The 21426-nt window shown below is 69.3% G+C and carries 20 protein-coding genes; 4 read left to right on the forward strand and 16 right to left on the reverse strand.

The annotated features are described in order from the left end of the window. Positions 1-178: 178 nt before the first annotated feature. Positions 179-316, forward strand: a complete 138-nt coding sequence (locus C3L37_RS24560) for a DUF7503 family protein (RefSeq protein ID WP_164974831.1) — start codon at positions 179-181, stop codon at positions 314-316. A 22-nt stretch (positions 317-338) separates the two neighbouring features. Here the strand turns inward: C3L37_RS24560 and C3L37_RS20705 are convergent, their stop codons facing one another. The 11 genes from C3L37_RS20705 to rpl7ae form a co-directional block, all read right to left on the reverse strand. After that, on the reverse strand, positions 339-2468 hold the full coding sequence (locus tag C3L37_RS20705) for a hypothetical protein (RefSeq protein WP_129116448.1): 2130 nt from the start codon (positions 2466-2468) through the stop codon (positions 339-341). Between the two features lie 60 nt (positions 2469-2528). Further along, entirely contained in the window at positions 2529-3239 is a 711-nt protein-coding gene (locus C3L37_RS20710) for a DUF7504 family protein (protein ID WP_129116449.1), read from the reverse strand. Between the two features lie 124 nt (positions 3240-3363). Next, positions 3364-3687: a 2Fe-2S iron-sulfur cluster-binding protein gene (locus C3L37_RS20715; RefSeq protein ID WP_129116450.1), complete on the reverse strand. Its 324-nt coding sequence runs from the start codon at positions 3685-3687 to the stop codon at positions 3364-3366. Then, a complete protein-coding gene (locus tag C3L37_RS20720; RefSeq protein WP_129116451.1) occupies positions 3684-5087 on the reverse strand; it encodes a selenium-binding family protein in 1404 nt (467 codons plus the stop codon). The genes C3L37_RS20715 and C3L37_RS20720 overlap by 4 nt, the downstream gene beginning before the upstream one ends. 101 nt (positions 5088-5188) lie before the next feature. Then, on the reverse strand, positions 5189-7555 hold the full coding sequence (locus C3L37_RS20725; RefSeq protein ID WP_129116452.1) for a metallophosphoesterase family protein: 2367 nt from the start codon (positions 7553-7555) through the stop codon (positions 5189-5191). A 31-nt stretch (positions 7556-7586) separates the two neighbouring features. Beyond that, positions 7587-9329, reverse strand: coding sequence for an alkaline phosphatase D family protein (locus tag C3L37_RS20730; RefSeq protein ID WP_129116453.1), 1743 nt, complete (start codon positions 9327-9329; stop codon positions 7587-7589). Positions 9330-9545: 216 nt separating this feature from the next. Continuing rightward, a complete protein-coding gene (locus tag C3L37_RS20735; RefSeq protein ID WP_129116454.1) occupies positions 9546-10124 on the reverse strand; it encodes a hypothetical protein in 579 nt (192 codons plus the stop codon). A 261-nt stretch (positions 10125-10385) separates the two neighbouring features. After that, complete coding sequence (ndk, locus tag C3L37_RS20740) at positions 10386-10856, reverse strand: nucleoside-diphosphate kinase (protein WP_129116455.1); 471 nt, start codon at positions 10854-10856, stop codon at positions 10386-10388. Then, the gene (locus tag C3L37_RS20745) at positions 10853-11047 is read right to left on the reverse strand and encodes a 50S ribosomal protein L24e (RefSeq protein WP_129116456.1); all 195 of its coding nucleotides are present in this window, start codon (positions 11045-11047) and stop codon (positions 10853-10855) included. Before C3L37_RS20745 ends, ndk begins: the two co-directional genes overlap by 4 nt. After that, positions 11047-11271 carry a 30S ribosomal protein S28e gene (locus C3L37_RS20750; protein WP_129116457.1) on the reverse strand — a complete coding sequence of 75 codons (225 nt, stop codon included), beginning with the start codon at positions 11269-11271 and terminating at the stop codon, positions 11047-11049. The genes C3L37_RS20745 and C3L37_RS20750 overlap by 1 nt, the downstream gene beginning before the upstream one ends. Positions 11272-11360: 89 nt before the next feature. Next, entirely contained in the window at positions 11361-11723 is a 363-nt protein-coding gene (gene rpl7ae, locus C3L37_RS20755) for a 50S ribosomal protein L7Ae (RefSeq protein WP_129116458.1), read from the reverse strand. A 231-nt stretch (positions 11724-11954) separates the two neighbouring features. On the opposite strand from rpl7ae, the gene C3L37_RS20760 reads away from it, so the two are divergent. Continuing rightward, positions 11955-12908, forward strand: a complete 954-nt coding sequence (locus C3L37_RS20760; RefSeq protein ID WP_129116459.1) for a zinc-dependent metalloprotease — start codon at positions 11955-11957, stop codon at positions 12906-12908. Positions 12909-12957: 49 nt separating this feature from the next. Here the strand turns inward: C3L37_RS20760 and C3L37_RS20765 are convergent, their stop codons facing one another. The 5 genes from C3L37_RS20765 to C3L37_RS20785 form a co-directional block, all read right to left on the reverse strand. Continuing rightward, entirely contained in the window at positions 12958-15675 is a 2718-nt protein-coding gene (locus C3L37_RS20765; RefSeq protein ID WP_129116460.1) for a glycoside hydrolase family 15 protein, read from the reverse strand. A gap of 98 nt (positions 15676-15773) precedes the next feature. Further along, positions 15774-15989: a hypothetical protein gene (locus tag C3L37_RS20770; RefSeq protein WP_129116461.1), complete on the reverse strand. Its 216-nt coding sequence runs from the start codon at positions 15987-15989 to the stop codon at positions 15774-15776. Beyond that, the gene (locus C3L37_RS20775; RefSeq protein WP_129116462.1) at positions 15989-16387 is read right to left on the reverse strand and encodes a nuclear transport factor 2 family protein; all 399 of its coding nucleotides are present in this window, start codon (positions 16385-16387) and stop codon (positions 15989-15991) included. Before C3L37_RS20775 ends, C3L37_RS20770 begins: the two co-directional genes overlap by 1 nt. Before the next feature lie 129 nt (positions 16388-16516). Then, complete coding sequence (locus C3L37_RS20780; RefSeq protein WP_129116463.1) at positions 16517-17071, reverse strand: hypothetical protein; 555 nt, start codon at positions 17069-17071, stop codon at positions 16517-16519. 57 nt (positions 17072-17128) lie between these two features. Continuing rightward, positions 17129-17467 (reverse strand): hypothetical protein, encoded by a 339-nt coding sequence (locus C3L37_RS20785; RefSeq protein WP_129116464.1) that lies wholly within the window; start codon positions 17465-17467, stop codon positions 17129-17131. Positions 17468-17891: 424 nt separating this feature from the next. Between C3L37_RS20785 and C3L37_RS20790 the strand changes: the two genes are divergently transcribed. Together C3L37_RS20790 and C3L37_RS20795 are read left to right on the forward strand one after the other, a co-directional pair. Further along, the gene (locus tag C3L37_RS20790; RefSeq protein WP_129116465.1) at positions 17892-18653 is read left to right on the forward strand and encodes a hypothetical protein; all 762 of its coding nucleotides are present in this window, start codon (positions 17892-17894) and stop codon (positions 18651-18653) included. A gap of 46 nt (positions 18654-18699) precedes the next feature. Continuing rightward, the gene (locus C3L37_RS20795; protein ID WP_129116466.1) at positions 18700-21351 is read left to right on the forward strand and encodes an AAA domain-containing protein; all 2652 of its coding nucleotides are present in this window, start codon (positions 18700-18702) and stop codon (positions 21349-21351) included. Positions 21352-21426 lie beyond the last annotated feature (75 nt).

Below are 21426 nucleotides of genomic sequence, written 5' to 3' on the forward strand. Positions count from 1 at the left end.
TATGTCGACGCGCCGGGAAACATTGTCATCGACTACCATGCCACCGCTCTGACTGACCGCAGTCACCGACTTTCAGGAAATAGTAACTCACTACTGAATATCGATGATCTTGTTTTAGTTTTTTAATGCATTAAACCTTTAGAAGATTTTATCTTTCACGCGCTCGTGCCTATGGACGATGTCCGACAAAAACGACATGAAAGAGTACCTGGCCGCACACCCGAAGATGATCGGCGCGCTGTTCACGCTCGTTCTCCTGGCGTCGCAGGCCGGGAGCGCCCTCGCGGCCAACGGCTCCGGGTTCCACGGCCCGTAGACGATCGAGGCACCGATCCCGTTCAGCCGACGAGGTCAGCCGACCAGCGGAGTTTTTCGTCCAGCAACACCGGACAGTCCTGAAACGACAGGAATTCCGATAGCGTATCGCCGTCTAGCTCGAACCGATTCGTGCTGCCGTAGCAGAGGTAGTAGTCCTCGTTGTCGGCGATGTGGGGGACGAAGATGCTCCCCACCCCGCCGCCGGTCCCAGGGTGGAGTTCGAGACGCAACTCGTACCGGTCGGGACCGGTCTCGTCAACGTGCACGAGGTTCGGAACGGTGCTTTCCGCCTGCGACACAGCCAGTCGCCCGTCGCCGAGCACGCTGTACTGGTGGCCCTGTGCGCTCTCGGTCCGGGCGATGTTCAACGCCGAGTAGACGGTGAATCCGGCGTCGAGCAGGCGAGCGAACGTCGCGCCCAGTTCGGTCGCCCCCGCGTTTCCGACCGCGGCCGACGTGACGACGCCCGCGACGCCGCCGCGCTCTATGAGCGCGACGCCCTGGTCGCGAGACGCGCAGGCGTTGAGGAAAAAAGCGTCCACACCGACGCTCCCGTCGGGGAGCGCGCGCGCGTCGAGCAACCCGTCCGGGCACTCCATCCCGCCCGAGCGGATGTGACCGACGTAGTGGAGCAGGTCGTAGTCCGACCGGAGCACGTCTGCGAGCGTCCCCCTGTCCGCTTCCCAGTAGGTCGATACGTCGAACGGGGAATCCCGTCTGTACGTCCGGTCGACGAACTCGCCCTCGCGGGCCATCTCGGGATCGTTCACGACGACGGCGATCTCGAGTTCGCCCTCGGTCTCGGCGCGAGCGAGGCGGTGGTGGTGCGCGGTCGGCATCGTCCAGGACCGGCCGACCGGAACGCTCTCCGTGGGGCCGACCCAGGTCTCCCCCATCGCTTCACCGTCGACGACCCTCGTGGCGGCGAGCGGATCGTCCCCGGGGGATGAGTCCTCGTCCCTCGCCGTCGGGCACGATCCGTCGTTCGATCGCCCCGAGCGCAGGAACGAATCGATCGTCTCCGGGTCCACGGACACCGGCGTCGAGGCCGACGCGGCGCGGTCGGGCGGCGACACGAGAGCGAGGGCGTCGGCGAGAAAGGGTAACGTTCGGACGCCTTCGGCCTCGGCGCTCCCGGCGACGATCGCGCGAAGCTCCCAGGTCGGGACGACTTCCGAAACGACGTCCCAGGGGATCGAGAGATAGGCGTCCAGCTGTTCGCCGAGCGGCAGATCGTACAACGCCTCGAAGTCGAGATCGGTGAGCGCCTCGATTCGCCGCCGTTCCGCCAGCGAGAGGGAGTAAAGCCCTTCCGTCCGGGTACAACAGTCGAGCGTGAGCGCCCGTCTGAGCACGCGGCCGGCGGCGGTGTACACGTCGGGGTCGGAGAGCTGCACGGCGTTTCCGGTCCCCGTCCGCAGGCGCGCCGGCCCCCCGTCGCTCGATCGGACTGTCGCGCCGAGATAGTACGCGAGCGGTGCGACCGCGCACACCGCCCCGGGCGTCTCGGGAACGAGGAGTTCGACGCCGGTCGCTGGTCGATCGATCCCGTCGGGGACGTCGACGGAGGCGGCGGGTTCGACGAGCGGCGGGTGGCCGCGCAGCGTCGGATACGATCGCTCGCAGCTCGTCGTCTTGAGCGCCGACCCGAAGTACGACACCGCCTCCATGAGCGATTCGGGATCGGTCGGCGTCCTGATCGTCCCGGCCGGGTGCTGGTGGTACGAGCGGACCCCGATCGTCACCGCCTCCTCGCGCTCGAACTCGATCTCGGTGTAGGCGACGTTCGTCACGGTGAACGCGCCAGAAACGCGGAGACACAGTTTCACGGGCGTCGCCATTTCGACGACGTAGGCGTCGTCGCGCTCTTCCGGTCGGGGAAAATCGACGCTCGAGAAGTGTTGTACCTCGGAGATCATCTCCCCGGAGCCGTTTACGACGTACACCGCCGCGACGTCGGGAAGCCGGATCGCGGTCGTTTCGATCCGCGCCGCGGTGTCTATCGGCACGGCGAACGGGGCGGTGTCGGCGGGGGACGGCGAGACGGGCGACGGCGTCTCCACTGCGTACTCCTGTCTGTCGATCGGATCGAATATCCGAACGCCGGACGCGCCGTCCGTCCGCGCTCGAATCCGCGGCTGAAGCGACATCACTACTTCACCGCCTATCGTCGGGACGACGCGCGTTCGTCGATCACGGCGTCGGCCCTCTCATCGAACGTCGAGCGCGAGCGACTTTTGAATGTCGGGTTCCCGGAGGTCCCACGTCTGCGTGTATCCGCGGTCCGTCGCCTCGACCGAGAGAACGATCTCGAAGTCCGACTCCAGGTTGCGGACCGCGTCGTGCGTTCGAGGGAGCGGAAGGTACACGTGTCCCATCCCCCGTTCCTCGCGGACGCGCGCGGTGACCGCGTCGACGAACGACATCGTCGGCGCGTCGCCATAGGTGTCGAGCAGCGGCGCGAGGGAGTCGAGACACACCCTGAGTTCGGCGGCCTGGAGCCCGTCCGCGGACCGCGTCAGCGAATCGATGCCGGCGAGCACGTCTCGCTGGAACGCGAGGATGCTCCCGTCGGGGCTGAAGATGCGCGAACCGTCTTCGACCGACGCCCCCGTGGAGCGCGCGCTCGCCGACCGTGCGGTGCCCTCGTGAACGAGAACTCGCGTGCGCTCTCCGTCGGCCTCCGACATCCTCGCCGGAAGCCGATTCGCCGCACTCTCGGCCACGTCGGCCGTGAGCGCGAGCAGCCGGTATCGGCGTTCGTCGGCTGCGCCGAGGTGGTGACGGCAGAGGTGCGTTCGGATCTCCGGGTGGAGATCACCGACGACGAGCGTGTTACAGCCCCTCGTCTTGTACGCGTGCAGGGCGGTGTCGAAGTCGAACTCCTCCGCCGGGAGTTCACCCCTGACGATCGTACCCATACTTTCGATTCGAGACCGAGATAAGTAAACATTTCCGTGTGAAGAAGGCGTATACTGTAAACAATTTGTTAAGTTGAGCGCGGTTTCGAGGTCCTGGACGTTCGCAGTGAATGTAGATAATCTATTATTTCCACGGATTCGAGACGATGTCGGAGTGGACCGCGCTGCCGACCTCGATACGGCAGTCGGTTCGGGGTTGGGCGATACAAAGCAGGACGTACTCGTCGGCGAGGTATCGCTCCTTCAGCGCCCGCGGCGGGCGACGGTGTTCGAGCGCGCCGTCGAGGAGGCGACCGATGCAGGTCGCACACGCGCCCGTCAGGCATCCGAACGGCAGGCCGAGTTCGGCGGCCTCGGCCGCGTCGAGAACCGTCTCGTCGGGCGAAACCGCGACCGCCTCCGCCCGCCCGTCGCGCCAGACGAGTTCGACCCGGTGGGTGCCGCTCACAGCCAGACGTCGCTCGTGCAGTCGCCGTCGGGCCAGCGGATCTCGTGGGCCCGGGCGGGACCGGCGGGGAGGTCCCCGAAGTCGACGAGGAAGTCGGTGTCGAGTTCCATCGTCCCCTTCCGCGGATCCACGTCCGCCTTCAGCATCACCGACCCGCGTTCTCCCTCCTCGGGGTAGAACTGGTCGTCCCACGAGGAGAAGAGCGAGGAGGTCCAGTAGAGCCGCTCGCCGTCGAGCGACAGTTGCAGCATCTGCGGGCCGCCGATCACCTCGCGGGAGTCGTCGCCGAGCGGCCGGCGCGGTCCGAAGTGGCCGCCGGCCCACACCTGATCCGCGAGGCGCGGGTTCGCCGGATCGCTGACGTCGTACATCCGCACGTCGCCGTGGAGCCAGTTCGAAAAGAAGAGATAGCGGTCGTCCATCGAGACGAGGAGATCGGTGACGAGGCCGGGCACGGGCATCTCCCAGCCGTCGTGCTCGCGCGCCTCCACGTCGATGACCTTGTCGGCCCGCCACTCGCCGGCCCGTTCGTAGAAGTGGAAGACGTTCGACGACAGCGCCGCGCCGACGTAGCCGTGCGTCGATTCGGGGCTGTGCAGGAAGCGCACCTCCAGCGGGATCATCCCCTCCTCGCCGAGGTCGATCGTCTGCTCGACGGTCCCCTCCTCCCAGTCCCAGACGTGGAGCTTCCGGCCGTACTTGCCCGCCTCGACGTCTTCGAGGTCGAACCCGGGGTAGTACGTCTTCGGCGCGGCCCACTCCGAGGAGATCATCACGTTGTGTCGCGGCTGGTACCAGTAGTCGTAGTTGAAGTCGATCTCCCCCGGCGGGTCCCACCGCCCCTCGATCTCGAAGTCGTCGTTCAGTTCGAGGAAGCCGCCGGGGAGGTCGCCGTCGGCGTCCCCGAGCATGCTGAGGAGGATCTTCCCGTCCGGGATGCAGTGGACGGTGTGCGGCGCGGAGAGGTCGTGCTCGAACACCTCCTCCGGTTCGATGACCTTCACGAGTTCCGGGCTTCGGCGCTCCTTCGTGTCGACGACGTGGATGCGCGACGAGCGCTGGCCGGGGATCACGAGGTGTCTGCGCTCCAGCCCCTCCACGTGGCAGGAGGACGAACAGGCGTTCCAGCCGAAGTGGTGCAGTTCGTCCCCCCTGTTCGGCATCTCCACGCGGTCGACGATCTCCGCGTAGGTGTCCGACTCGGGGTTCACGTCCACCACGGCGAGGAAGTCGGGCGCGTCGACGTCGGTGCCGACGTACAGCCCCATGACGTAGGCGACCTCCTCCGGCTCCGACTCCTCGATGGCGGCCTGCGGGGTCGCGTAGCCGGGCCCCTCGTGGTGGTGATCGTGGTCGTGGTGATCGTGCGCGTCGGCGTCGGGCGTCTCGGCATCGCTCATGGGTTCCCTTGGTCGGCAAAGTTCGACAACACCTCACATAGCGGCCGGAATTTCCGGAAGTGTCGGCGACACTCGCGGCGAGAGCACAGTCGTCGGATCGATCAGGTCTCCCGTCCGACCACCGCGTTCGTCTCCGTCGTGTCCGGGACGCGGACCCAGTAGTCCTCGTCCGCCGCCCGAACCTCGATCGGGCCGAACTCGTAGACGCCGGTTTCCGTCGGCTCGTCCGGCGCGTCGGCGAAGTACGTCACCGCGCGGTCGGTCGCGGCGTCCCCGTCGAAGTAGACGTACCGCACGCCGCGCGCCTCGTCCGCCTCGACGCGCGCGACGTCGCCGCGCGCCTCGGAGACCCCCCACTCGATCGGAACGGTGTCCCGGAGCGCGACCGGCTCGCTCGCCGAGACTCGCAGGTCGATGCGGTCGGTCTGCCCGCCGGTGAAGGCCGAGCCGTCGTCCGTCCTGCTCCCCGCCGCGCGGAGCGCGTCGGCGTTCAAGGTCGTCGCTACGAGCGTCGTGTAGTAGTGGGCGTCGACCCCGAACCCGAGCTGGGCGTCCTGCTCGCCGCCGTCGATTCGGCGCCAGTCGAGGGTGGCGTTTTCGACGTACAGGTCCGAAGAGGCCGCGAGCGACTGGATCGCGCTGCCGTCGATCGGAACGTCGAGGCCGTTTTCGACGTACAGCTTCGTCCGCGTCTCCGTCTCCTCGACCCGCTCGGCGCGGACGAAGTACGAGGGGTAGGAGAACAGCCCGAGGTCGGCGTGGTCGGGGTTGAGACTGTCCGGGTCGAGCGCGTGCTCCCTCAGGAACTCCTCGGTCGCCGGGTACCCCATGATCGCCGGGTCGACGCCGCCGCGTTCGGTCTCGAACTCCATCAGCCGCCACCCCCAGTAGCCGCCGCGGGTGGTCGACCCGCAGGTCGTCGTCTCGACGAACAGCGTCCCGTGGCTCGGTTCGCGGATGATCTCGGCGAGTTCGTCCTGCGACCGCGACTCGTCCAGGGTGTCGTCCCGCCGGACGTAGTGGAGTTCGGCCGGCGGGAAGTCGCCGCGTCCGGGCGTTTCGGCGACGTTGCCCTCGTGGTAGCGGGCGACCCGATCGCCGTGGAAGTGGCCGGCGAAGTGAACCGCGACGCCCGCGTCCGCCAGGAGATCCCGGAGTTCGAGGCGGTTCTCCCCGGCCCAGGCCTGGTTTTGCGGCTCCTCCCCGTCCGCGAGGGCGTCCGTCACCTGCGGGGTGAAGATCCACGAGGGATCGTGGTGACCGAGGGTGACGAGCGTCGCGTCGGGGTTCCGTTCGGCCGCCCCCCGAAGGTCCGCTTCGAGCCAGCGCAGCTGGTCGTCGCGGACCTGTCCGCCCCACGTGTTCCCGGCGACGGAGGCGTACAGGCGGTCGGCGGCCGGCCAGTCGAAGGTGTCGAGGCTCGCGAGGTGCAGATCGGGGGTGACGTCCACGGCGTAGTACCGCGGGGCGAAGTAGTCCTCGTAGAGCTCCTTGCCGTCGATCCCGCTCTGGACGTAGCCGTCGTGGTTGCCGAGGGTCGCGTACGTCGGCGCGCGGACGAGGTTCAGGATCTCGTACGCCGCCTCGTACTCCGCGAGGTACTTGCCGGGCAGATCCTGCCCGTAGACGAAGTCGCCGGCGAAGAGGACGACGTCGGGGTCGACGGCGTTGATCTCCGACGCGGCCCGCCGGAACGCCGCCCAGCGCTTCTTCTCCGCGCCGACGCCGAACGTCTCGGTCGCCCGGTAGCGGAACGGCTCGGCGGAGCCGTCCTCCAGGGACTCCTCCAACCCGTCCTTCAGCGGTCGGGGGTCGCCGACCTGCGGGTCGGCGAGTACGGCGATTTTCGGGGTTTCCGGGTACGACTCGACCACGCTGACCGCGCGAGGCTGGGCGTCGCTCCCGCCGTCCCAGGCGACGTGGAGGTCATGCACGTCGGGGACCAGATCGCCGCCGACGCCGGGGATCCGGAACTCCGCGACCACGTGCGTTTCACCGTCCCAGATCGCGCTGTCGTCGACTCCGGTTCCGACGAGTTCGAGCGCGGTCGCCGGCCTCGCCTCGCCGAACGTCGGTTCGAGCCAGGCGCGCAGTCCGGCGGGCGGCGCGTCGAGGTCGAGTTCGATCCGGACCGTCTCGCCGCCGGGAACGACGATCGGCACGCCCGTCAGCGGGTACTTCAGCGTCGTGATCTTCGGGCTGTACGCCGGCTCCGGGTCGTTCTCGTCGGCCGTCACCCGGCAGACGAGTCCGGGTCCGACGCCTGCGACGCCCGCACCCTTCAGGAACGTCCGCCTGCTCGACCGGTGCGTCGCCCCGCCGGTCGATTCGGTTTCCGTCTCGGTCGGTTCGATTCCCGTCTCGGCTGTCTCGTCGCCCGTTTCGGCTTCCGTTTCGATCGTTTCGACGTCCGCTTCCGTCTTCTCGTCGGCCGGTTCGGTCTCCGTCTCGGTTGGCTCGTCGATCATGGTTTGTTCGAAGCGTCGTCTCGCGCGGCGTTCATAGCGGATCGTCCGTCTCGTCGTGGATCTCGTACTCCCCCGAAGGGACGCGAAGGACTCTCAGGAGCTCCCTCGGCGCGTCCGCCGCGTCGACCGACTTGTCCACGCTGTACGCGCGGTAGGTGCAGTCGTCGGGGGTGAACTCGACCACCGAGTAGCCCCAGCGGTGGCTGTTGAAGAACTCGACGTGGGGGTTCTGCGATCTGACGGTCGCCTCGATCGCCTCCTCCTCGGCGCGGCCGCCGGGTAGGCCGAGCACCTCCTTGAGGTTGGCGCTCGTGACGGCGGGCGTCATGAACTCGACGCCCAGGCGCTCCTGGAGGGGCGCGAGCGTCTCGTAGTCGTGCTGGAGGTAGCCGGCGACGTAGCTGTGCATGTCGCCCGTGAGGGCGACGAAGTTCTCGACGCCGTTGCGGTCGAGCTCGCCCATGATGTGCCGACGCTCGTGTTCGAAGCCGTCCCAGGCGTCGTGATTCAGGTAGAACGTCGCCTCCGAGGTACCGGCCTTCAGCGCCGCGTTGAGCACCTCGTTGGCCCACACGGTCCAGGTCGCCTCCGAGCCGGCGATCTCGTTCACGAACCACTGGCGCTGCTCGCTCCCGAGCATCGTCCGGTCCGCGTCGTCGCGCTCGCCGGGATCGGCGCGGCCGGTCTCTCCGAGCACGTCGCCGCCGGGGTCCGATCGGAAGAGCCGCTCGTCGGTGAGAACCAGGTCCGCGAGGTCGCCGAAGCGGAGCGTCCGCCGGAGTTCGAACACGTCGAGCAGGTGGTCGGCGTCGGGGTCGTAGCCGACGCGGGCGGGAACGTACTCCCACCACGCCTTGATGCCCTCGGCGTGCAGCCGGCGCATGAACTCCGGTTCGTCGTTGCGCGGGTGGTCGCCCGGACCGGCGTACGGCCGGTCCTCCTCGTAGTCCCAGTAGCGGTTGTTGACAATCTCGTGGTCGTCCCAGATCGCCACGAGCGTGTGCCGTTCGAGCGCCCGTCGGAGATGCCGGTCGCTCCGGTACCGGCGGTGGAGGTACCGGAAGTCCTCCAGCCCGTGGGCCACCGACTTCCCGCTCGGCAGCGCTACGTCGCGGCCGACGTACTCGGATTCGCCGGCGTACTCGTAGATGAGGTCGCCGAGGTGGACGAGGAAGTCGACCTCCTCGTCCGCGACGCGGGCGAACGCGCCGTAGTACCCGTTCCGGAAGTCCTGGCACGTGACGACCGCGAGCGAGAGCTTCTCGGGGGTGTCGGTCGGCTCCGGCAGGGTCCGACAGCGGCCGACCCGGCTCCGGACGCCGTCGTAGACGAACCGGTAGTACAGCCGGGAGTCGTCCGGGAGCTCGCCGTCGAGTTCCGCCTTCACGGCGTAGTCGTCGGCCGGGTCGATCGCGCTCGGCTCGACCACGCCGCGGTACGCGACCTCGGTGAACTCCTCGTCGGCCGCGACCTCGACGCCGAGCGGGACGTCCGGATCGTACGCCTCGGGGTGGACGCGCGTCCAGAGGACGACTCCGCTCGGCGTCGGGTCGCCGCTCGCCACCGAGTGCGAGAAGGTCGTCCCGTCGTCGTCGGTCCCGTCCGCCGCGAACGGTTTCGATCGGCTCGTCGGTTCGGGGGCGACCTCCTCGGCCATCGCCCCGTCGGCGAGGAGCGTCGCGACCGCCCCACAGAGCGACGCAGCCCCCGCCGCCCTGAGAACGTCGCGCCGCGTGCCGCCCGGTTCCGCGTCAGTCGATCCCTCGTGGGCCATGTGATGTTCGGCCGTTGCGAGGTGACAGGGAAATATTTTTCACCTAATAAAATAGGAAATTATGAGTGTTTGCCGCACACGACTGATCGGTTTGCCTCTACGTGTCAATGGAATCCCCGGCGGCCGGGACGACGACCGCCGCGCCGGACGGCCGCTCCGACCGACGACCGCGGATTCGCCGATCGGAGTTCGCCGATCGCGGCGATCGAACGGGCCTCAGCGGCGGTTCTCGAGGAGCCACCGCACGTTTCTCCGGAACAGCTCCCCGGCGTCCGAGCCTCGCGGTCGGCCGTCATCCAGGACGACCCGCCACTCGCCGGTCGCCGTTTTCCGCACCGGCAACTCGGTGCCGACGAGTTCGGTGAGGTCGTCGTACGGGACGCGGTGCCGGTTCAGGAAGCGCTCCAGCGCCGACTGGCCGGTGAGCCGCTCGGGGATGGGAAACCAGACGTCCGTCACGGTCCGTTCGGCGGTCGGCACCGCCACGTCGACCCTGACCCCGTCGACGGCGGGGCCGCGACGGGCGAACAGCTCGCCGGCGGATCTGCGCCGTTCCGGGACGACGTCGCAGACGACGCCCGCGTCGATGTACCGCTCCAGTTCGAGCGTCCGCAGCCGCGCTTCCACCTCGTCGAGGCTCCGGTGGCCGGCGGGCGGGTCGCCCGGTAAGAACCCCACGACGCCGGTCGCCCGAACGAGTGTGACCGTGACGGTCGCTACGGCGGCGACGGACGCGAACAGCGCGAGGAAGACCAGGCCGACGAACAGCGCCGCGATCAGGACGAGTTCGCTCACGTCCGTACTCGCCCCCCGATCGCGCCCCCGTCTCGCCCGCGTTCGAACGAACCCGCTCCGGCTTCGGTCTTCCTGTGTGCCACTCGTATCGGTAGCCTCCGCCCTGACGGGCATAGCTGTTTTCCGCGCCGGCGTTGACTGTCGTCGAGGCGGACCGGTCGGTCGGCGGACCGATCCGCCTCGCGCCGACCGACGGGATCGGGCGGACGGCTACCGGAGCGGAATCGCAGAAAGCGGCCGATCGGCGACGAAAAGCCGCGCCTAGTGCTCCGACTCCTCGTAGAGCCAGCCTTCGTCGGCGCGCTCGTAGTCGAGCAGTTCGTCCTCGTCGAAGAACAGGGCGATCTCGCGCTCGTTCGCGCCCTCGTCCTCGTGGTCGGATCCGTGGATGACGTTTCGGCCGAGGTCGAGACCGAAGTCGCCGCGGATGGTGCCGGGCGCGGACTCGGCGGGGTCCGTCTCGCCCATCATCGTCCGGACCTGTCGGGTCGCATCCTGCCCCTCCCAGACCATCGCGAAGACCGGTCCGGAGGTGATGAAGTCGACGAGTCCCTCGAAGAACGGCTTGCCCTCGTGCTCGCCGTAGTGTTCGTGCGCCAGCCCCTCGTCGATCTGCATGAACTTCCCGCCGACGAGCTTCAGACCGCGATCCTCGAAGCGGGAGACGATCTCGCCGATGAGGCCGCGCTGGACGCCGTCCGGCTTGACCATCACGAAGGTCCGTTCGCTCACGCGTTGTCACCCGCGCTTGCGCCGCCCTCTTCGGTCCACTCCAGGTCGCGCGCCTCGCGGCCGAGGGCCGCGTTCTTCTCGCACTTCGACGAGCAGTAGTGGATGACCGTTCCGTCCGTGCGGACGAACATCGTGCCCGTTCCGGGCTCGATGTCGTCGCCGCAGTAGTCACATTCTCGCGTCTGGGGCATCATTGACCTCCGATGGAGTCGGCGTCGCGCTGGGTCTCGCGCAGCTGGAGGACGTCCCCCTCGCGCACGGGGCCCAGCACGTTCCGCGTGATGATTCGGCCCTTGTTCGAGCCTTCGCGGATGCGGCACTTGACCTGCATGGCCTCGCCGTGCATCCCCGTCTTACCAACGATCTCGATGACCTCGGCGGGCGTCGAGTCGCTGGTGCTCTCCTCTGCGCTCACGCGCGCCACCTCCGGTGGCGGGCGTGAGTGGGCGAGTCACGGCCCGCGAACGGCAGTGAGCTGGAATGTCTCGACATGCTCATGGTCGCTTACTGCAGGTCCTCGAGCTTCTGGCCGATGTCCTCGACGTCGTCGGACGCCTCGCCGGCGTCGACGATGGCCGCGGCGGCGCTGCCGACTTCGAGACCGGCCGCGTGGCCGATGTCGTCCTGCGTCTCGACGTAGACGAAGGGGATCCCCTTCTCGTCGGCCAGCTCGGGGAGGTGCATCACGATCTCCTCGGGCTGGACGTCCTCCGCGATGTAGACGAGTTCGGCGTTGCCGCGTTCCACGGCCTTCGTCGCCTCGTTGGTTCCTTTCTTGACGCTACCGGTGTCTCGGGCGACCTCGAGCGCCTCGATGGCTCGCTCTTGGAGGTCGGCTGGGACTTCGAAGTTGACGTAAACTGGCATACTCTGTCACCTCTCCTGCTCGCGGGCTCGACTCCCTCGCCGATGGTCGGTCCCTGACGGCGAAGAGCATCATCAACCCCGGGCAGGGTGTACGATCCAGTAGTTGCGGCCCCCATAAAAGCGCTTTCAAAGCCGTCACGGCGTGTGACGGCGACCCACGGGAGTTCGAGCGTCGCCCTCGACCGGGGAGACCGCACAAGGGTTTTGTCCGACCGACCCGCAGGTAGGGGTATGAACATTTACCGCAGCGTCCGCGCGGTGACGGAGGCGTCCGGGACCGGCGTGGTCGACTGGGACGCCGTCGCGGAGGCGGCGAAGGCGGCGACGGACCCCGGGAGCATCGACCTCGCCCCCGAGGAGCGGGCGGGGTACGCCGCCGACGTCCGCGACGCGCGGAGTCGCCTGCGGTCGGTGGCGGCGGTCGAGTTCGACCTGCCGAGAACCATCGAGGTGCAGAACCGCCACCACTGGATCGACGCGAACATCCGCACGTTCGAACGGGTGATGCGGCCGATCGAACGCCGCGGAGCCGGCGTCTTCCCCGACGTCGCGCGCGTCGTCAACACCGGCACGATGGCCTTCATGCTCTCGTTTCTCGGGAACAACGTGCTCGGGCAGTACGACCCCCTGCTCCTCGCGGAGGGCGACGAGGACCACGGTCTGTACTTCGTTCGACCGAACATCCGGAAGGTCGCCGACTCGCTCGACGTGGACTACCCGCGCTTTCGCCGCTGGATCGCCTTCCACGAGGTGTCGCACGCGGCGGAGTTCGGGGCCGCGCCGTGGCTATCCAGCTACCTCGAAGCCCGGATGGAGGAGGGCGTCGACGCGCTCGCGGAGGGGAGCCTCGACCGCGACGCGTTCCGCGAACTCGACACGGCGATGACCGCCGTCGAAGGGTACGCCGAACTGCTCATGGACCGGGCGTTCGACGACGACTACTCCGACCTCCGGCGGAAGCTCGACGCCCGCCGCCGCGGCGGGGGGCCGCTCGCGCAGCTCGTCCGCCGGATCCTCGGCCTCGGACTCAAGCGCCGGCAGTACGAGCGCGGCGCGGCCTTCTTCGAGGCCGTCGCGGACGCCCGCGGCGTCGCCGCCGCGAGCAGGGTGTGGGAGCGCCCGGAGAACCTCCCGACGAACGACGAACTCGACCACCCCGAGCGGTGGCTCGACCGGGTGGCCTGACGGAGCGGCCGGCTCCGGCGGCCCACCTCGGCCGCGACGCGTTCCCGGATCAGTCGTCGCCGTCGTCGCCGATCGTCTCCCGGTACACCGCCGTCCCGACCCCGTCGAGCGAGTCGCCGTCGGTCGCGGCGGCGACGACGACCGCGTCGCCGTCTTCGACCGCCACGTCGACCTCGAACGCGCCGTCCGAGGGTGCCTCGGTGACGGTCCCCGCCGACGTTCGGACGACGACCGCCGCGCCGTCGGTCGTCCCGGAGACCGTCACCGCGCCGTCGTCCTCGGCGTCGCCGTCGGCGTCGGAGAACTCGACGGACAGTTCGGGTCCCTCCGGCGCGCCGTCGGGCAGGTAGCGCTCGGCGACGAACCGGGGGGTTTCGACCGGCTCGTCCGCGTCGATGCCGTGCGCGAGGCGGATGTACTGCGCCATGCTCCACGCGAGCGGCGTCGCCGCCCCGGTCCCCTCGCCGAACTCCCAGCCGAACGCGGTCGACTTTTCCGTGTCCCAGACCTGCTCCGGGATCATCAGCCCGTCGTTGGCGAACCCGCGCATCGTCCGCAGGAGGCGGTCGGGGGCGAGGTCGCCGTCGGTCGTCCCGGCGAGCAGTTCGTACTCGCCGCGTTCGCCCGTGAAGATGGGCCACAGCCGCCCGCGACCCGACATGTCCGGGTCGGGGACGCCGTCGCCGTCCTCGTCGGGGAGCGGGTCGCCGTCGGCGGTGACCTGCGCGCCCCACCCCGCGCCCTCGCGGAGTTCGTCGTCGGGGTCGTCGTCCTGCTCGCCGTAGCCGTCCTCGGTGTAGCGGTACCACGCGGGGCCGTGCGGCGTGTCGACGCGGATCGTCTCGTCGACGAGGTCGAGGGAGTTCCCGACCACCTCGTCGTCCCACGGCTTGATCCCGAGGCGCACGAGTTCGAGGAAGCCCGCGTCGACGATCGTCCGCTCGTCGAGCGTCGGCCCGCCGTTGTTGATTTCGCGGTCGCCGCCGTCGTTCGGGTCCCGGTCGTCGTTGATCCGGAAGTAATACGGCGTCTCCGCCTCCGTGACGGCTTCGGGGTTGTACGAGTCGTCGATGCCGTCGAGATCGTCCGGTCGCTCGGTCGTCGCGGTCCACGCCTCGACGTTCGCCGCCCAGTCGTCCGCGAGCGCGAGCCAGACGAGCGCGTCGGCGCGCTCGCCCTCGTCGTCGGCGAGGCTGGCCGCGCAGGCGAGGCCGGCGATCTCGGCCGCGATCGTGCTCGGCGAGTAGCCGGCCTCCTCCTCCCAGCGCTCCTGGCCCGTGTACGGGCCGTTGCGCGCGACGTAGTCCGAGCCGCGCCGGACGTGCTCGTAGTCGTAGGCGACGTCGTCGAAGCCGAGCCCGAGGCGTTCCTTCAACTGGTAGGCCATCACCTGCGGGTAGGAGATGTTGTCCATCTGCTCGCCGCCCCAGCGCGTCCGGCCGTCGACGAAGGTGTTCTGCGGGATGAACCCCTCCTCGTCCTGCTGGTACTCGTAGACGTACTCGACGGCGTCGACCGCGCTCTCCGGGTCGTCCATCGCCAGCATGGCGGTGAACGCCTGGTAGAGGTCGCGCGACCAGACGTAGTTGTAACCGTAGTCGTCGGGGTCGTTGGCGAGGACGAACTCCCCCCACGGGACGGACGGGCTCGCCAGCCCCGCTCCGGGGTACTCCTTCGAGTCGCACGCCTTCAGCACCATCGCGGAGGCGTCGTACTGCCGGCGGAGGTCGGCGTCGGCGACCGCGTCCGGCACGTCGAGACCCCGGAGGTACTCGCGCCACGATCGGACGTACGCGGCCCGAACGGCCTCGAATCCGCGATCGAGCGCGCCCGTCGCCTCGCCCGCGGCAGCCTCCTCGTCGGCCGACTCGGCGAAGCCGAGCGCGACCGTGTCGCGGACCGCCCGCGCGCCCTCGCCGAGTCGGCCGACGAACACCACGTTGCCCTCGGCGCGCTCGTACGTCGTCTCGGTCTCGCCGGCGTCGAAGAGCGGAGCCACGGCGTCGCCGCCGGCCACGTCGACGGTGGCCCAGTCGAAGCCGCACCGGGAGGCGAACGCGGCCGCGACGTCGTACGGCTCCCCGTCCTCGTCGAGGAAGACCGCCTCGTCGTCGTTCGCCTCGGTGTCGGAACCGGTGAGGTAGTAGCCGTTCGCGGGTCCCCGCCCGCTTCCGCGGCCGCGGGAGTCGCCGCCCCCCCGGACGCGGGCGATGTCGTCCATCCCGCTGTTCGAGAGCGAGACGTCCGCGACGGCGTACACGTCGTACGACCCGCCGTCGGCCGCCGCGAACGCGACGTCCGCGAGGACGGCGTCGCGGTCGGGGTGCGTCGCGTACTCGACGGTGAGCGTCCAGTCGCGGCCCTCGGCGGCGTCCGAGATGGTGTGGCGGAACGCGAGCGCGTCGTCCTCGACCGGCTCGACCTCGCGTTCGACCGTCTCCTCGGCGTCGTCGAGGCGGGAGCGGTTGAACGACCGGGCGGTGTACTCGCCGTCGACGACGAGGAAGTCGACCGTCCGGACGTTCAGGAGGTCGATGCGCGGGAACCGGACGCCGGTGAGCGCGCCCTCGGTCAGCGTGAACCAGACGCGCGAGGGATCGTCCGACCCGTGGTCGGCGACGGTGCCGACGCCGTACTTCTCGCCGGTCGTCCAGGTCGCGTCCGCGCCCGATCCGTCGGGCGAGTCGGCGCCGGCTACGATCGGGACGCCGCCGAGCGACAGGGCCCCTGCCGCCGTGACTCCGCTGAGGAAGTTCCGTCTCTGCATTGTCACGTACGACCATGAAATATCAATGCATAAGAGTTTGGGCCAATTATAATCCGAATTTAAAATAGTATTTCGAACGAAGATAATACGGAGCGTTCTCAGGGTTCTACGCGCCTGAAACTCCGGACGAGAAACCACAGCAGCAGCCACCCGACGACCAGTCCGCCGACGACGGCGGCCGCGAGCTGCGGGAGCGTCGGATTCACCTGGAGCGCGACGAGGCCGCCGGAGAGTCCGACGAGCGCGACGAATCCGATCTTGAGTCTGGCGTTCGCCGTCCGTCGGCCCTCGTCGGAGATGCTGGGGCCGACCATCAGTCGTCGTCTTCGCCGTCGTCGTCCGTCCCCTGCGCCACGCTCACGTGCATGCCGACGAACCGCCACCCGTCGTCGCCCGACTCCAGCCCGCCGCTCCAGCGGGTGTCGAAGTCGTACGACCGGTCGGCTTCGGCGTCCCTCCACGCCATCCGAACGTCGTCGCCGAACCAGGCGTGACCGTCCGCCTCCCGCACCCGGAGGTCGCGGCTCTCGACGGTCCAGTCGGTCGTGGTGCGGGTCTGCTCTCGCAGCCCCGCCTCGATCTCGTCGTACCCCGAGAGAAGCTCGCCGACGCCGAACTTCACCGCGTCCGGGTGGTCGAGAAAGTACGGGTACAGCGGTTCGCCGCGCCTGAGCGATTCGTAGTACTCCCGAACGGTCGTCCGCGCGTTCATGCTCCCACTCACGGCCCGCGCCGATTTGAACGCTCGGCGACCGGCAACGTTGCGCGGGTCGAGGGGAGAACGCGCCGCGGAGCGAGAGATGGGCCGTCACCGCCGACGGGTGCGATCGGCGGCGCGCCCTCACTGGAACCCGCGATCGACCCCGTCGTCCGCGACCAGGTCGTCGAACTCCGCGTTCAGGACGGCCTCGGCCTCCTCGAACGTGCCGGCGAGGTCGTCGAGCCTGTCGGGACGGTCGTAGCCGTCGTACTCCATCGGGCCGAACGCGGGGCTCTCGACCGCCTCCATGAGATCCGTGAAGAAGTCCTCCGGCGTCGTCGGGGCGTCGGCGTGCACCCGGACCGTCTCTTCGAGCCGCCTCGTCATCCGCTCCGCGGCGTCCTCGTCCTCGGGGGCGGTCCGGACCGCGAACCGCCCGGCGTCGTCCTCGCGGTTCGGCAGCAGGGAGTCGACGTCGCCGTCGACCTTCCGGGCGACCCGCGCGCCGACCCCTCGCACGTCGTACGGGTTCTTCGCGTACGTCTTGAGCTGGTAGACCCCGAGGTCGGGGTGACCGAGGAAGAGGTCCTCGCCGACGCCCTCGCGCCGCCGACCGGACACCGCCCGCCAGCCGTCGGGTTCGGACGCCTCCTCGGCGACCTGGTCGAGGATATCCCGCCAGTCTCTGACGCGCATGCGATTCGGTTGGGCGACGGGCGGAATGAGCGTGTCGGTCCGTCGTCCTCGTGACCCTCACCTCCCGAACGTCAACTCGCGCGTCAGGAGCAGCGCGCCGACGGCGAGGAGGACGTACGTCAGCGCGTTCTCCGTCCCGCTCGCGAGCGCGACCGCCCCCCACGCGACGACGCCGGCGTACAGCGCGACGCGAAATCGGGACGTACCCATCGCGTCGGCGTAGACGCCGTAGGCGACGACGGCCGTCACGTAGACGCTCACGACGAACTCCGGGAGCGCCGCGATCCCTTCGGCTCGAAGCTGGACCGCCGACCCGACGAGCACGAACGCGAGGAGGGCGGTCAGCGCGATCCTCGTCGCCCGTCCGAACCCGCGTTTTTCCCGTTCGTCGCTCATACCGTCGCCCCGGAGGCGTTCCGGCCGAATCCGAGCGGGCGAGCCGGGACTCGATCGTCCGCCGCGCGCGTGAAACCACGGTCCGTCATCGGACGACGCTACTACCGCGAGGGTTACAACCGTTCGGATTCGGAGGGGATTTCGGAGCGGGCGCTTCCCGGCGAAGCCTCCGCCGGACCCGGCGGCTCGAACGCGTCCGCCGCGACGCCCGTCCGCCGATTCCGTCGCGCGAGACCGACTGTCTCTCGCCGGTGAAACTCCACGTGTCTTTACAATCTAAACTTTCTACTAACAAAAGCTGAGAATCTGAGGATGGTATAAGTTTCACAGCGTCGAATCCGTCGTCGAGAGCCGCCACGGGCGCGGTGCGAATCGCGAGCGACGCGAGCGCGGGTCGGGCCCGGCGGCCGCACCGGAGGAGCGCATGGACGACGACGGATCCGGACGGACGGTCGAGGTGACGCGACGGGGCGCGTTGAGACTCGTCGGCGGCGGTTTCGCGGCCGTCTTCGGCGCGGGGGCCGTCGGAGGCGCGTCGGCGTCGCCCGGCTACCGCCTCCGCGTGCTGACGTTCCGAACCCCCGACACCACCTTCGGAACGGGCGAGGAGGAGGCGGCGCTCCGGGCGTACGTCTCGCAGTTCGACGACCGCTACGGCGGCCTCCGCCTGACGTTCGAGGAGAGCGGCGAGACGTACCGCGGGTACGACCCCCGACTGTCGAGCGCGGAGAACCGAGAGCGGTTCACGTCGTGGCTGGCGTCGTCGTCCGCGGCGGCGAGGGACGGGTTCGTCCACCTGCTCATGGTGTCGGACTACTCGCCGCTTTGGACCGGCACCGTCGCGTCGAGCGCCGACGCCGGCGGCTACGTCCCCGACGGCCGGGCGGCGGCGATCTGTAACGTCGCGAACAAACTGCGCGGCGGGCGCACGGCGTGGCAGGCGACGGTGATGCACGAGGTGGGGCACGCGCTCGGGTGTCGCCACGCCGACGGGGCGCAGTACCCCTACCTGGGGTCGAGAGCGAACTCGCCGATGCTCCTGTACTACGGCTCGCTGTTTCAGGACGCGCCGGAGACGTGCCCGGGCGACGGCCTCGACGCCGTCCGAAGCACGGAGCACCTCAGCCTGCGGCTGACCTCGTGCGCCCTCTCGTCGACGCGGGAGCACCTGCGGACGCACCACTAACCGACCACCGACAGGGTTTTTCAGTCGGCGGCAGTGACTGCGTACAGTGAACGTTCGAGGGGTGATCGCCGAGGTCGGGGAACCGCGGCGCGTCGACACCAGGTACGGCGAGCGGAGGCTCGCGGAACTCGTCGTCCGGCCCGACGGCGGCGCGGGCGACCCGACGACCGTCACGCTCTGGGGAAAGTGGACCCACACCGCGGAGCACGCCGAGTCCGGGATGGAGTTGCTCGTCACCGACGCCGAGCGAACCGAGTTCCGCGGGGAAGAGGGGTACGCGACCTCGAAGGACTCCTACGTCGTCCTCGAACCGGGTTTTCTCGTCGACGTCACCGACGTGCGCTCGTGGGTGCAGTGCCCGCGGATGTACTACCTGAACAAGCTCTCCGGAATCCCGCTGAACTACCCGGTGGTGAAGGGGACCATCGTCCACGAGGTGTTCGGCGACCTCCTGCGCGGCCGCGACCTCGACGCGGCGATCGAAGACCGCGTCGCGGAGGCGGGGCTGGAACTCGGCCTCCTCGGGCGCGACGCGGACGAGGTCGAAGACGAGGTCCGGCGGAACGCCGCCGCCATCGAGGGGTGGCTGTCGCAGGGGACGCTCACGGAGACGGACGAGTGGCGCTCCGAGTACACCCTCATCAGCCCGACGTTCGGCATCAAGGGACGCGCGGACGCGCTCCGCCGGGGTGCGCCGGTCGAACTCAAAACCGGCAAGAACACGAACCGCGAGCCGCGGTTTCAGGACAAGATCCAGGCGGCGTGCTACGCGCTCGTGCTCGACGAGCGTGGCGTCCCGGCCGACACCGGCACCCTCCTGTACACCAAGAACACCGCCCTCGACCGGGGCGAGGAGACGGGCGACCTCTCGCCCGCGAAGGACTTCTCCGTCGGGAGGGGCCTGCTGGAGTTCGTCGTCCGGACGCGCAACGAGATCGCCGCGATGGAGTACGACGCCTCGGTCCCGACGGGGTTCGAGGCGGACGCCCGCTGCGAGTACTGCTTCGAGAAGGACACCTGCATGGTCGTCTCGGGCCGCCTCGATCAGGAGTCGAAGGCGGGGGCGATCGGCCGCCCCATCCCCGAGGACGAGCGGGCGTACTTCGACCGGACGTACCGCGCGATCGAGGAGGAGCGCCGGGAGACCCACCGCGAGTACCGGAAGCTCTGGGAGCAAAGCGCCGAGGAGCGCGCCGACGACGACCGCGCGTTGATCGACCTCGAACCGCTCGGCCGTCGGGCGATCGACGACGGGCGCTGGGAGCTCCGGGCGCGAAAGCCCGGCGACGCGGTCTCGAAACTTCGGGAGGGTGACGTGGCGCTCGCCAGCGACGGCGACCCGGTCAGGGGACACGCGGAGCTCGTCCGGATCGAACGGCTCGACCGCGAGGTCGTCGTCACCGCCGACGAGCCCGTCGACCTCCGCCGACTCGACGTGTACCCCTCCGAGATCTCGGTCGACCGGATGCTGACGGCGCTTCACGACGCCCTCCTGAAGGGCGATTCCGACCGCAAGGACGTGCTGTTCGGTCGCCGCGAGCCGCGCTTTTCCGGCGACCGGCGGACGTACGTCGACAACAACGAGGCGCAGAACGAGGCGGTCAACCTCGCCGCGACCGCGGAGGACTGCGCGCTGATCCACGGGCCGCCCGGCGCGGGCAAGACGTACACCATCGCCGCGATCGTCCGCGCGCTCGTCGACCGCGGCGAGCGCGTCCTCCTGTCCGCCTTCACGAACCGCGCGGTCGACAACGCCCTCGAAGCGCTGCGCGAGCAGGGGGTCGACGGGGTCGTCCGCGTCGGCACCGAGTCGGGCGTCCGCGAGGACATGCGCGACCTCCGCCTCTCCCGACGGGGCGATCCGAACGAGCGCGCGGCCGAGCTGTCGAACGCCTCGGTCGTCGCCGCGACGACCGCCGCCTGCGGGTCGCGCGTCATGCGCGAGCAGTCGTTCGACGCGGCGCTCGTCGACGAGGCGTCACAGCTCACCGAACCGGGGACGCTCGCGGCGATCAACCTCGCGGAGCGGTTCGTCCTCGTCGGCGACCACCAACAGCTCCCGCCGGTCGTCAGGGCCGAGAACGACCTCCGGCGGTCGCTGTTCGAGCGACTCGTCGAGACGCACCCCGACGCCTCGGTGCTGCTCGATCGCCAGTACCGGATGACACAGCGCATCCAGGCGTTCTCGTCGGCGGAGTTCTACGACGGCGCGTTGCGCCCCGCGAACGCGTCGGTCGCGACCCGGCACCTCTCGGACCTTCCGGGGGTCTCCGTCGACGCGTTGCCGCCCGACCTCCGCGACCCCGTCAGCTTCGTCGATCCCGGCGGCCGCCGCGAGGGGAACACGAACCCGGTCGAGGCCGAGCGGGTCGCCGAGATCGTCGAGTCGTTCGTCGCGGCGGGCGTCGACCCCGACGACGTCGGCGTCATCGCGCCGTTCCGGGCGCAGGTGGCCGAGATCGGCCGCCGGACGGACGCGACGGTCGACACGGTGGACCGGTTCCAGGGGTCGAGCGAGGAGGTGATCGTCGTGTCGTTCGTCGCGACGGGGACCCTCGACGGCCCGATCTTCGAGGACACGAGGCGGGTGAACGTCGCGCTGACGCGGGCGAAGCGGGCGCTCGTCCTCGTCGGCGACGCGGCGGCGCTCGGCTCCGAACCGTTCTACGCGCGCTTGCTCGACTGGGCGCGTCGGTAGGGCGCGAAGTCGTGGGGCGGACGAACCGTCGCCTCACGCGCCGGCGAATCTCCGTACCTGAACACTACCACGACG

This window comes from Halegenticoccus tardaugens (genome assembly GCF_004116405.1).
GTDB lineage: Archaea > Halobacteriota > Halobacteria > Halobacteriales > Haloferacaceae > Halegenticoccus > Halegenticoccus tardaugens.